Origin of the sequence: Spongiibacter sp. (assembly GCF_041602295.1) — a bacterium.
Classification (GTDB): domain Bacteria; phylum Pseudomonadota; class Gammaproteobacteria; order Pseudomonadales; family Spongiibacteraceae; genus Spongiibacter.
The window spans coordinates 1-11455 of the sequence record NZ_JBFIGO010000088.1; the positions used below are offsets into that span (position 1 = coordinate 1).

At 58.3% G+C, this 11455-nt stretch carries 12 protein-coding genes and 1 other RNA gene; 5 read left to right on the forward strand and 8 right to left on the reverse strand.

The features are described 5' to 3' along the window. The 4 genes from ABYM29_RS12470 to ABYM29_RS12485 form a co-directional block, all read right to left on the reverse strand. Positions 1-308 (reverse strand): NAD(P)-binding protein (locus ABYM29_RS12470; protein ID WP_372865096.1); only part of this gene is annotated, 308 nt, incomplete at its 3' end. After that, the gene (gene ubiH, locus ABYM29_RS12475) at positions 305-1558 is read right to left on the reverse strand and encodes a 2-octaprenyl-6-methoxyphenyl hydroxylase (protein WP_372865097.1); all 1254 of its coding nucleotides are present in this window, start codon (positions 1556-1558) and stop codon (positions 305-307) included. The genes ABYM29_RS12470 and ubiH, both read right to left, overlap by 4 nt. Next, positions 1548-2876: a Xaa-Pro aminopeptidase gene (gene pepP, locus ABYM29_RS12480; RefSeq protein ID WP_372865098.1), complete on the reverse strand. Its 1329-nt coding sequence runs from the start codon at positions 2874-2876 to the stop codon at positions 1548-1550. The genes ubiH and pepP overlap by 11 nt, the downstream gene beginning before the upstream one ends. 57 nt (positions 2877-2933) lie before the next feature. Continuing rightward, positions 2934-3518 carry a UPF0149 family protein gene (locus ABYM29_RS12485; RefSeq protein ID WP_372865099.1) on the reverse strand — a complete coding sequence of 195 codons (585 nt, stop codon included), beginning with the start codon at positions 3516-3518 and terminating at the stop codon, positions 2934-2936. A gap of 150 nt (positions 3519-3668) precedes the next feature. On the opposite strand from ABYM29_RS12485, the gene ABYM29_RS12490 reads away from it, so the two are divergent. The 4 genes from ABYM29_RS12490 (at position 3669) to ABYM29_RS12505 (ending at position 5108) form a co-directional block, all read left to right on the forward strand. Continuing rightward, entirely contained in the window at positions 3669-3878 is a 210-nt protein-coding gene (locus ABYM29_RS12490) for a TIGR02449 family protein (RefSeq protein ID WP_372865100.1), read from the forward strand. A 34-nt stretch (positions 3879-3912) separates the two neighbouring features. Further along, positions 3913-4221: a cell division protein ZapA gene (locus tag ABYM29_RS12495; protein WP_372865101.1), complete on the forward strand. Its 309-nt coding sequence runs from the start codon at positions 3913-3915 to the stop codon at positions 4219-4221. 45 nt (positions 4222-4266) lie between these two features. Next, positions 4267-4446: non-coding RNA, 6S RNA (ssrS, locus tag ABYM29_RS12500), on the forward strand. 56 nt (positions 4447-4502) lie between these two features. Next, on the forward strand, positions 4503-5108 hold the full coding sequence (locus ABYM29_RS12505) for a 5-formyltetrahydrofolate cyclo-ligase (RefSeq protein ID WP_372865102.1): 606 nt from the start codon (positions 4503-4505) through the stop codon (positions 5106-5108). Here the strand turns inward: ABYM29_RS12505 and ilvA are convergent. From ilvA to ABYM29_RS12525, 4 genes are read right to left on the reverse strand one after another with little or no spacing between them, the layout of a single operon-like run. Continuing rightward, a complete protein-coding gene (gene ilvA, locus ABYM29_RS12510; protein WP_372865103.1) occupies positions 5105-6742 on the reverse strand; it encodes a threonine ammonia-lyase, biosynthetic in 1638 nt (545 codons plus the stop codon). The two genes, ABYM29_RS12505 and ilvA, sit on opposite strands and share 4 nt — an antisense overlap. A gap of 27 nt (positions 6743-6769) precedes the next feature. Further along, complete coding sequence (locus tag ABYM29_RS12515; RefSeq protein ID WP_372865104.1) at positions 6770-7567, reverse strand: energy transducer TonB; 798 nt, start codon at positions 7565-7567, stop codon at positions 6770-6772. 22 nt (positions 7568-7589) lie between these two features. Beyond that, positions 7590-8642, reverse strand: coding sequence for a response regulator (locus ABYM29_RS12520; RefSeq protein WP_372865105.1), 1053 nt, complete (start codon positions 8640-8642; stop codon positions 7590-7592). Between the two features lie 12 nt (positions 8643-8654). Further along, positions 8655-10469 carry an ATP-binding protein gene (locus ABYM29_RS12525; protein ID WP_372865106.1) on the reverse strand — a complete coding sequence of 605 codons (1815 nt, stop codon included), beginning with the start codon at positions 10467-10469 and terminating at the stop codon, positions 8655-8657. Between the two features lie 297 nt (positions 10470-10766). On the opposite strand from ABYM29_RS12525, the gene rpiA reads away from it, so the two are divergent. Next, positions 10767-11438 (forward strand): ribose-5-phosphate isomerase RpiA, encoded by a 672-nt coding sequence (gene rpiA / locus ABYM29_RS12530; RefSeq protein ID WP_372865107.1) that lies wholly within the window; start codon positions 10767-10769, stop codon positions 11436-11438. Positions 11439-11455: the final 17 nt, after the last annotated feature.

Here is an 11455-nt window from a genome sequence, read left to right on the forward strand (position 1 = left end):
AAATGTATCTCCCCGGTACCCTCGGCATCCCATACGGTCATCTCTTGGTAGGCACAGGCGCGGCGCTCAACAATATCTGACCAGACACCGAGGCGCTGTAAAAAGCTGCGCGACGCTTCTGTCAAGGCACTGACGCGGGCATCGTAATCCAGCACGGTGTCGTCAAGCGGCGGCCATCCCGCGCGCTCGGGCTGGGCATCAAGCAAGGCGATGTTCAGCGGCTGTTCCGCCATGGCCAAGGCAAACGCCGCCCCCGCCAAACCGGCCCCAACAATAATAAGATCAAAACTTTCTCGATGATCCGTCACAACGGCAACTCCAAATCACGCCCCTTAAACACACCGGCGGCGCGAGCGGTAAAACGGGATTTCAATGGCGGGCTGGCATCGAGCATGAGCAACCCCATATTCCGCGCCAAGCTCAACACCGGCTGACGATTACTGAACAGCTTGGTCAGGCGATCAGAAAATAGCGTCGTGAGCTGCTGATCCGTATTCTGACTGCGCAAATACCCCTGCAACACCGCTAAATCACCGACAGCAACCCCGCTGCGGGCGGCCTCTGCGAGGCGGCGGGCCAAGGCATCCGCGTCGCGCAGCGCCAAATTAAACCCCTGCCCAGCCACAGGATGCAGGGAGTGCGCAGCATTGCCCATGACCACCACCTGGCGGCGCACCTGCTCTTCAGCAAAGCTCAGGCGCAGCGGAAAAGCAGCGCGCTGCCCCACCTTCTGCAGGCGCCCCAGACGGTGGCCAAACTGGCTCTGCAAGCGCGACAGAAATTCCTCATCACTCCAGGCCATCGCCTGCTCGGCATCATCTTCGGGAAAGGTCCATACCAGCGCCGAACGCGACTGCCCCTGCTCATCGGGCAGCAATGGCAACATCGCCAACGGCCCCTCGGCAGTAAAGCGCTCGTAGGCGACGCCCTGGTGTGAAAGCTCTGTGGCAATATTGGCGATCACTGCGGTCTGTGCGTATTCGTCAACCCGGCGATGAATACCCAGCCGCGCGCACAATCCTGACTCGGCGCCATCGGCAACCACCAACAGCGACGCCCGGCAGGTTTGCAGCGCTTGCTGGCGCTGAATAGTCAGCTCGGCGGCAGCTTCAGTCAGCTGCACCGATTCAACACTGGCCGGCGACAGAAATTCAACATTGGTGTGGCGACGCAAGTGGTTGAGCAATACATTCCCCAGCCAGGCATTTTCAATGACGTGCCCCAGCACCGGCCAACCCAGCTCCTCGTGGCGCATCAGCACGCTGCCGAAATGCCCGCGATCAGACACCTGGATACTAAGGATATCCGCAACATGGTGTTGCAGTGTCGACCACAGCCCCAGCGCTTGATAGATCTGCCGACTACCGTAGGACAGCGCCGTGGACCGCGCATCGAAACTCGGCCGATAACTCGGCCCCTGCTCACTCAGCGGCGGCAGAGGAAAACTCTCCACCACGGCGACCTTTAAGGCACCGCCGCTGTGCTGATGCAGGCACAGCGCCAAGCTCGCCCCCACCATGCCACCGCCGGCGATAACAACATCGTATTCAACCGACACGGTGCGCCTCCGCCATTAAAGCCTCGACCTCATCGATGGACTTAGGCACGTCGGCAGTGAGTACTTCACAGCCATCTTTCGTTACGGCGACATCGTCTTCGATGCGAATGCCAATGCCGCGCCAGCGCGCTGGCACATTATCGTTATCGGGCGCCACGTAGATGCCCGGTTCAACGGTCATCACCATGCCCTCTTCCAGCACCCGCCACTCGCCACCGACCTTGTAGTCGCCAACATCGTGCACATCCATCCCCAGCCAGTGGCCAGCGCGGTGCATATAAAAAGGCTTATAGGCCTCGGCGGTGATGAGCGCCTCCAATTCACCACTGAGTAGCCCCAGCTCCAGCAAGCCCTGGGTGATCACCCGCACGGTTTCCTCGTGCGGCTGATTCCAGTGATTACCCGGTCGAATAACCGCGATCGCAGCCTGTTGAGCGGCCAAGACAATATTGTAAAGCGCGCGCTGTTCATCGCTGAAACGGCCATTGGCCGGAAAGGTGCGGGTAATATCTGCGGCGTAACCCTCCAACTCGCAACCGGCATCAATCAGCACCAAGTCACCATCGCGAATGGCGCTGTCGTTCTCGACATAGTGCAAGATACAACCGTTCTTGCCACTTCCAACAATGCTGCTATAGGCCGGAAAGCGCGCACCGGCCATAGCAAATTCATGGTGAATCTCCGCCTCTAATTGGTACTCGTAGACCCCCGGCCGGCAGTGGCGCATCGCCCGGCAATGGGCGGCCGCCGAGATTTCGCCAGCGCGGCGCATAATCCGCAGCTCCGCCGCGCTCTTATACAGCCGCATGTCGTGCAGCAGGTGGTCCAGATCGAGAAACTCCCCTGGCGGTTCGGCGCCACTGCGCACCTTTGAGCGAATCACATTCACCCAGTGCATGACCTGCCGATCAAATTCAGCGTGTCGCCCCATCGCATAGTAGACCCGCTGCCGCCCCTCAATCAGCCCCGGCAAAATCTCATCGATATCATTAATGGGAAAAGCGTCGTCGGCGCCAAACTGCTGGCAGACTCCCTCCGGGCCGGCGCGATAGCCATTCCACAATTCCATCGCCGGGTCGCGCTCGCGACAGAACATAATATACTCGCCCTGTTCGCGGCCCGGCAGCAATACCAGCACCGCATCGGGCTCGCTGAAGCCACTGAGATAAAAAAAGTCGCTGTCTTGGCGAAAGGGGTATTCCGAATCGCGACTTCGGGTCTGCAGGCTCGCCGAGGGTACAATAGCGATACTGCCTGGCTCCAGCAGCGCCATTAAGTTTTTCCGACGACGTGCAAATTCTTGCTTACTGATACTCATAACGCCTCTACACCGAACCCTTTTGCCGAGCTTATCACAGCCGCTAAACGCCAAGCGTCAGTGCAAACGCGGCCCGGTGGGCTTGTCCGCAGCGCCTTCGGCGTTACATTCCAGGTAAATGGTCATCGCCACCACTCGCACATATTCACAGATTTCAACAAAATCCTGCTCACCGCCTTCACCCTCGCCCTGGTCAGCCGACACTTGAGCAATGGCCGCCAGATCACCCAGGGCTTCGCGGCTCTCTGTAGACAGCGCATCCAAGCCAACGCCCTCACTCTGACGCTGCTTACCCGCCATGGCAAAGCCGGTGAGAAATCCTTGAACCCAATGGCCAAGACTGACAATCCGCTGATCCAGATCTAGGTCGTCGTCAGGCAGCAGTAATTCCAACTCCAGCTCCTCTGACGCCAGTGCCTGTAAAGCACTGCGATACACCGCAAACAGGCCGTCGCCATCTTCTGGATTCGGCGTATCGATATCCAACAGCTCCACGCAGTGTTTCATCCAGGCCTGGCGCTCCACGCGACCGCCCACCGCCAAAAAACCTACCGCATAGCCATGCAGCTCTGCGGGCGGCTGCAGCGCTCCAAGATTCAAAAATAAATTGGCTAAATCATCGTGATCAAGGTTGTCAGACATTGCGCTCCCCGGCAGCGTCAAAGGCAGGAAGCGCATGTTAGCGCCGATTCAACCGAAAATCGAATAGCGACGACCTTGTGAAGGCGTTGACCCACCGACGATGCGCGCTCTACTATTGGCTAACCTTGCCCGGTCACGGATAGAGCCCCAATGGACGATCGACAGCTGCAGAGTTTGGAACAAAAGGTCGGTGAACTGATCCAATTGTGCGAGCAATTGGACGCCGAGAATCGCGCCCTGAAAACCGAGACGCAAAATTGGAAGATCGAGCGCGAAACGCTGATCGAAAAAACCGATACAGCCAGAGCAAAAGTCGACGCGATGATCCAGCGCCTGCGCGCCCTGGAAAAAGAATGTTGATGACTGCTCCCCACTGCCACACGGAGACAACACAGTGAGCAAAGAGACGGTCATCGTCAAAATCCTCGACAAGGAATATCAGGTCGCCTGCCCGGCCGAGGAGCAAACGGGGCTACTGGAAGCCGCCCGCTACCTCGACCAGCAAATGCGCAACATCCGCAATTCGGGCAAAATTATCGGCTTGGAGCGCATTGCCGTAATGGCCGCCCTGAATATTTCCTACGAGCTGCGCGAAGCCAGCAAAAGCGGCGCCAGCAGCGAGCAGGAAGCCAGCGTCAGCAAACGCATTTGCGACAATATTGACGACACTCTCAACCGCTGCCGGCAGCTGGATATCGGCTGAAGCCGCACTCACCCTGTTAAGCCCAAGGGCCAGCCGGTATACTGTCCACTCCTGGGATATGCGCTAGGCCGTCAGACCCCTGAGCCGATGCTTTTATACCCGGAGCAAACCAGCCGGTAACGGTGTGCATGTCCGCGTGACGGAAAGCCTAAAGATGCCGCGGTGAGTTCCACCTTGAACCGCTGGGTTCAAGGGCCACGCGGCCGGCGGTATCCTGGGGCCTTTTTTTCGGCCACACTCAGTAACACACTACCACTCGCGAAAAGACCGATACTTGCGCCATGGATGCCCTGAGCAAAAGTCAGCTGCGCAGCAAACTGCGTCAACAACGCCGGGCATTGTCGGCCAGCCAGCAACAGCGCGCCGCCACTCGCCTTGTGCAGCAACTGCAGCGATTGCCCGCCTTCCGCCGCGCCCGCCACATCGCCAGCTACCTCGCCAGCGACGGCGAAATCAGCACACTGCCACTGCTTGTCGCCTGCCAACGCCGCGGCGCACAGTGCTATCTACCGGTGATCCACGCCGACGCCCGGCGCGCCGAAATGCGCTTCCACCACTACCGGCCACAGCACACCCTGCGTCACAATCGCTATGGCATCGCCGAACCCAACGCCCTGCGACGCCGCGCAATCGACCCCCGACAACTCGATGTTATCCTGCTGCCACTGGTGGGCTTTGACCGCAGCGGGCGACGACTGGGCATGGGCGGTGGCTTTTACGATCGTGCACTCGCCTTCAAACAACAGCGCGGCGCCCAACGGCAACGCCCGCTGTTAATTGGCCTCAGCCACCACTGCCAAGAAGTCCCACACCTGCCCAGCCAACACTGGGATATCCCCCTAGACCTTATCGCCAGTGACCGCGAACTCATTCAGATACGGCGTTAACTGAGAAACTGCTGATAGGCAAGGTTGTCAGTTTCTTCATGGTAGGAATAGGCAAGCTTGTCCAAAAACACTTCCACAGCCCTGCGCTCGCCCTTGCCCGCCTGCAGACCCACCAGCACCCGGCCATAGGCCGCACCGTGGTTGCGGTAGTGGAACAGGGAAATATTCCAGCGATTGCCCAGGCGGGTCAAAAAGTTCATCAATGCGCCAGGCCGCTCTGGGAACTCAAAACGATAGAGCAGCTCTTCCGCTACCGCTGCAGGACGGTGACCGCCAACCATATGCCGGATATGCAGCTTGGCCATTTCGTTGTCGGTCATATCAGCTACCGGATAACCGAGCTGTTGCAGCGACTCCACCAGCTCGCTGCGACCGTGACCGCCCGCCGCAACCGCTACACCAACAAAAATCTGCGCATTGCGATCATCGCCATAACGGTAGTTAAATTCAGTGATATTGCGCTTGCCCAAAGCTGCACAAAATTGCTTAAAACTGCCTGGCTTTTCGGCAATGGTAACGCTGAGAATAGCCTCGCGCTGCTCGCCAATCTCGGTGCGCTCAGAGATATAGCGCAGGCGATCAAAGTTGGTATTGGCGCCACTTTCAATCGCCAGCAAGGTCTTGCCCTCACAGCCTTGCTGCTCCACATACTTTTTCAGCCCAGCCAACGCCAGAGCACCGGCAGGCTCGGCAATAGAACGCGTATCATCGAAAATATCTTTAATGGCCGCACAGATTTCATCGGTATTGGCGGTAATCACCCCGTCGATGGTTTTGCGCAACACCCGGAATGTCTCCTTGCCGATCTGCGCAACGGCAACACCGTCGGCAAATATACCCACGTCCTTCAGACGCACCCGCCGCTGCTTCTCCATCGCCACCTTCAAGCAGGCGGCGTCCTCAGGCTCTACGGCAATGACCTTCACCTCGGGGCGCACGTACTTGATATAAGCCGCCACGCCAGCGGCCAGGCCGCCACCGCCAACCGGCACAAACACCGCATCTAACGGGCCAGTGACCTGGCGAAGAATCTCCATGCCCACCGTGCCCTGACCGGCAATGACCTCGGGGTCGTCATAGGGGTGGACGTAAACCATGCCCTTTTCCTCGACCAACTTTTTGGCGTGAGCCGAGGCCTCGTCATAGGTATCGCCGTGCAGCACCACCCTACCACCGCGAGAGCGCACCGCATCAACCTTGATCTGCGGCGTCGTCTTCGGCATCACTATAGTCGCCTTGACCCCCAACTTGAGCGCGGCCAGAGCCAAGCCCTGAGCGTGATTACCCGCAGAGGCGGCAACAACACCCTTTTTCCGCTCAGCCTCGCTGAGGTGAATCATTTTGTTGTAGGCGCCGCGCAACTTGAAGGAAAATACCGGCTGCAGGTCCTCGCGCTTGAGTAGCACCCGGTTAGCTAAGCGCCTGGACAGCTGAGTCGCCTCATCCACGGGCGACTCAATCGCCACGTCATAGACCCGCGCATCGAGAATTTTTTTGATATAACTCTGTGGCATGGTGTAACCGGCTCCTGTCACCGCCCTGTGGGCAGCTGTGTCAAACAAGCTGGCAAGTCTACCGCGTCGTCGCGCGCTTAACCATGCCAGCCGCGGGGCGACACAAAAAAGCCCGCACATGGCGGGCTTGTCGTTAGCGGCAATCAATCAGCCGCCGAGGCGCCAACCAAAGCGCACCTGCGCAGTTGACGCCTGGGCTTCACCGCCCAGCGTCTCCGGCGTAAATGTACATCTCATAATCGCTTCCAACGCGGCATTGTCCAAACGATCGACCCCGCTGCTTTTTTGCACCTCGCCACTGATCACTTGCCCTGCGGCATCCACAGCAAACAGCAAAGTCACCGTGCCCTCCTGTTTCAAGCGAATCGAGGCGCGCGGATAACGCGGCTTACGACAGCTACTCCAGTCCACACTGGCCGGCACCCTCACCGCATTAGCCTTTGGCTTGGGTTTGGCCACTGGCGCCACGGCGGCTAGCTGCGCCTTTTTCGCCGCCCGCTGTTTTTCTAAATCGCGCTGGCGCTCCAGCTCGGCATCGCGGGCACGCTGCTCAGCGGCTGCCGCCGCCTGCTTTGCCGCTTCTGCCGCGGCCTGAGCCGCAGCCAAGGCTGCGGCCTGTTCTTCCAGTACCGCGCTTTGTTCCTGATTGCGCAACGCCTGTTCACGCTGACTAAAGGCCTGCTCAAGCCGCTGCTGCCACTCCAGCAACACATCTTGCTCATCAGCGGCCAACTCGGCATCTGCCAAACTGGCAAACACCTGAACCATCTCCATCTCATCGGCACTATCAGCACTGCCGTCACTGAGGCTCATCAGCCAAGCGGCCAAACCGGCGGCAGCACAAACCGCAAACAATACAACAGCGATAAAGGTTTCAGCAGACTGCACCAGGCTTTTCTTAGGCGCACTACTGGCCGGCAATCCGTCGTTGATCATGGTATTCATGGTAATCGTTCCTTTCAACGCCTCAGGCGGTCAGTCCAAATAGCCGACCGATGCGCTTGAAAACACCTCGGCGATCACTCTCCGGCTCCGGTGCCGCCTCGGCCGCCAGACGCAAAGTCTGCTCCGGATTCTTTTGCAAAATATCGAAGCGCCGTACCGCCAAATTGACGCTACCGCGCAGCATACCTTCACTGATTGGCTTGCTCAGAAAGCGGTAAATTTGCCCGCGATTAATCAACTCGATGCCGTGACCCGCATCCGCACGGGAGGTGAGCACAATAGCCACCAGACTGGGGTGATGCTGGCGAAGTGCCGTAAGCAACGCGGTTACGCTTTCTCCGCCCACCGACAATTCGGTAATAATCACCCCAATGCTATACCGCTCCAGCGCCTCCAGTGCTCCCTCGAGGTCAACAGCAGTAAACACCGGGCGGTCCTTATGCAATACCCGCTGCAACACTTCGCGAGTGGTGCTGTCTTCGTCAAGCACCAGAATCCCTGTTTCATTGCGCAACGTAGCAGCCGCTGCCGCCACATCAGCCCCGGGCCGGGCGAGCGGCGACTCCGCCGTTTTATCCGCCGCCGGAGCGGGCTCCGGGGCAGGCGCTGGCTGCGCCCCGGCAGATGGCTCCGCTGCCAGCTCGGCGCTCAACTCCGGTTCAGTACTTTCCGGCAACTCAGCAACATCCACTTCAGAGGCCTTAACCGCCGCGGCAATAGTTTCACGCAGCTCATTATTGGACCAAGGTTTGTTGATAAAGCGAAAAATTTCACCGTCATTTATCGCACCGAGAATCGCACTGAGGTCGGAGTAGCCGGTTAACAGCACCCGAATCGCGCGCGGCCGCAGCTCGCGAGCTGTGCGCAATACCTCGACTCCCGTCATCGCCGGCATACGCTGGTCGGAAACAATAACGTCGATGTCCTGCTCGCGCAGCAGCGCCACCGCATCGGCACCACAATTTGCCGTAAACACCTGATAGCTATTGCGAAACAACGCCTTGAGCGCGACCAGAATCCGCGGCTCGTCGTCGACAAACAGAATCTTTGCCTTACTCTCTGCTAATTCAGTCATCGTGCCTGCTCCTTACACTACGCTATCGCTGAGAATAATACTGTCCTCAGTGACCGCCGACTGCTCACTACCCCGCTTGCCCTTGATCGGCAGGCTAACGCGAAACTCGGTGCCTTGGCCCGGCGCCGAATCTACACTGATCTGGCCGCCGTGATCCTCAATAATGCGAAACACGATTGATAAACCCAGCCCCGTGCCCTCGCCCACTGGCTTAGTGGTATAGAAAGGCTCAAAAATATGCGCGACGGTGTCTTCATCCATGCCACAACCGGTGTCTCGAACCTTCACCACGGCGTTATCACCCTCCAGCGCCGTACTGATCGACAACTTGCCCTTGCCAGCCATCGCCTGGGAGGCATTGTTAATCAGATTGAGGAAAACTTGATTGAGCTGCGACGGCGCGCAGTTGATATCGGGCAAGTCGGCAAAATCGCGCTCAACCTCCAAGTCCTTGGTCTGGCTCTGGCAGATCTTCAGCGAGGTCTCTATACCCTCATTAAGGTCGAACAACTCAGTCTGTGAGCGATCGACACGGCTGAAGTTTTTCAAGCTCATCACCAACTCGGAGATTTGCTCAAGCCCATACTGCGCATCTCCCAGCAGCATATCGAACTCGCCGCGACTCTCGTCATCAATGCTCTCTTCCATCGAGGCGACCAACTCGCGAACGATAGACACATTGCTATTAACATATCCCAGCGGCGTATTGATCTCATGGGCAACACCGGCGACCATTTGCCCCAGAGAAGCCATTTTCTCCGACTGGATCAGTTGCGCCTGCTGCAACCTGAGGTCTTCCAGAGCGCTACTCAGATCCCGAGTGCGCTCAGCCACAATACCTTCCAGATTAACGTTGGCATCCTGCAACTCCATGTTGACCTGATCCAACTCCTGAAAGCTGCCCCGCAGTCGCCAGGCTATCAAGCCAAAGGCCAGCAACAATGCCGCCGCATACACCGCCAGCGTCTGACGGTTGCGGTCAGCGACCGCCTGCAGCTGGGAAAAATGCGCCTCATAGCGACCTTTCAACGTCGCCAGCGCGCCAGCAGCACCAATTTCAGCAATATCATCAAGCTGCTGTTCCAAGGCGTCGCGGGTAAAGCGCAGGCCGTCGACGGTATCGAGCAATTGGGACAGCGCGGCCAACAACTCGGTGTCTTTTAGCGAACTGGACTGCACTGCGATATCAGCGCTGAGCCGTGCCATCCGTTCGGCATTGTCCGCTGCAGACACAATGCTGTATTCGGTCGTCTCGCGCAGTAAGCGCTTAATATTGTCACGCAGAGCCGGGCTATTTTCGACGACCGGCGCGCCCAGCACAGACACACCGCTATTACGCATGGCCGCAAACAGCAGCCTGAAGCGCCTCAGCGACTCCTGAAAAGAATCAATCTGCGCCAGTTTGGCATTCGCACTTCGCAGAAAATCGTCCAAGGCGCGGTCAACCAGCGGTGCCTGCCCTCTCAGGCCAGCCTGACCAAAGGCGATCTGCTTGGCCTGCTCGTCAAAGCGATCGGCAGCCGCCAGCAAGGCGCCAGGCTCATCATCTAATTGCAGCGGCGCACGCACAATGGCCCGATTAAACTGCAGGTCCGCATTCTTCACTGCGTCCAGCTGCTCCATGCGCACCACGTGCAAGCCGGTTTCCAGCGGGCTTCTCAGCGTTACCCAGAGCAAGTAGCCCAACACGGAAAACGCCAACACAATCGCCAGCGGCGCAAAAATGCGCTCAATGCGAAAGCCCTGAGATGCGCTTGCTGATGTGACTTGTGCGGCTGTACCCTGCGACGCCCCTATTGATCCAGTATTTATTTTTATTCGGCTCATGCCGTCTCCTAACACTCCCTGACCTCGGAATCCGAGAGGCACAGACTTGTCCCGTCTGCTGCCCTGCAACAACTACCCTGGCTGATTTCTTTGACGTATTTCGCGGTGCTACTGGAGCCGCCCTTGTTATCATAGTTTTAGCTGGGCGACGTTCGAGCATAAAAGCTCGCCACTAAAATGTCTAGTTTGGGACATAACCGCCCCGTAAGCTGGCGTCGCGCATCCCGACAACTCGCATTCAGAGCACGGCAGATTTATACTGCCGGCTTCCATTTCTACAGCGTCAGCGAAAAGCCCATGAATCAGCAGCAGCTTAAAGAAGCGGTCGCCGCCGCCGCCATCGAGCAGGTCAAACCCGCCATTCTCGATGGCGAAATTATCGGCATAGGCACCGGCTCCACCGCCAATTGCTTTATCGACCTGCTCGCCGCCTTCAAGGACGACATCAAAGCCACCGTCGCCAGCTCCGAAGCCTCGGCCCAACGACTGCGAGGCCACGGCATAGAAGTTGTGGACCTAAATAGCTGTGGCGGCATCGCTGTCTATGTAGATGGCGCAGACGAGTGCAATCACCGCCTGGAACTCATTAAGGGAGGGGGCGCCGCGCTAACCCGCGAAAAGATCGTCGCCGCCGCCAGCGAACAGTTCATCTGCATTGCCGACGAAAGCAAACTGGTAGACCGCTTGGGCGCCTTCCCGCTGCCGGTGGAAGTCATTCCCATGGCGCGCAGCTATGTAGCCCGCGAGCTGCTTAAGCTCGGCGCCAACCCGGTCTATCGCGAGGGCGTTGTCACCGACAATGGCAATGTCATCCTCGATCTCTACGACTTTATGATAAGCACCCCGCAGAAGACTGAAGAGATCATCAACGGCATTACCGGCGTGGTCACCAATGGCCTGTTCGCCCTGCGCCCCGCCGACCTATTACTGCTGGGCAGTGCCGATGGCATCAAAACCCTGCAACGCTAAGGCAATGGACCAGCCCA